The 473-nt window shown below is 29.2% G+C and carries 2 protein-coding genes; one reads left to right on the top strand and one right to left on the bottom strand.

What is annotated here, in order from left to right:
* Positions 1–56: 56 nt before the first annotated feature.
* Complete coding sequence (locus KI369_RS29140; RefSeq protein ID WP_000646789.1) at positions 57–242, top strand: YkvS family protein; 186 nt, start codon at positions 57–59, stop codon at positions 240–242.
* 58 nt (positions 243–300) lie between these two features.
* Here KI369_RS29140 and KI369_RS29135 read toward each other — a convergent pair.
* Positions 301–473: ArsR family transcriptional regulator (locus tag KI369_RS29135; RefSeq protein ID WP_212959068.1), on the bottom strand; the 173-nt coding region annotated here is incomplete at its 5' end.

The raw sequence follows: 473 nt of genomic DNA, 5'->3' as shown, positions 1-473 counted from the left end.
TACGTGGTTTAATATATATAATAAAAAAATATTTCTGTCTTTAATGAGGAGGTACTATGAAAGCAAACGTAGGGGATACTATACTTTTTCAACGAAATAATTTAAAGATTACAGGATCTGTACTAAAACTTTATACTGAATCGGTCTTAGTTGAAATCACAAATGTAAGCGGTGGTACTTTTGAATTTGATCGAACAATTGTAAATCATAAAAACTATAAAATATTAAATGCGAATACATAAAACAACATAAAATAGCCGCTGCTCACCAGCAGCGGCTACTTTATATGAAAATACTCCATTAGTTAATATATCCTAAAACACTTACAATCTTACTCGCTTTTAAATTGTTAATGTGATAATAAATTTCTAAGCCCCTTCTCTCAGCTCGTAACACTTTACCTTTCATTTTTGATAAATGTTGTGAAACAGTCGATTGTGGAATATTTAGTAATTCTGTTAATTGTGTTACAT

This window comes from Bacillus sanguinis (assembly GCF_018332475.1).
Lineage (GTDB): Bacteria > Bacillota > Bacilli > Bacillales > Bacillaceae_G > Bacillus_A > Bacillus_A sanguinis.
The sequence above is the reverse complement of the archived record's forward strand: the minus strand, read 5'-3'. Positions and strand labels throughout refer to the sequence as shown.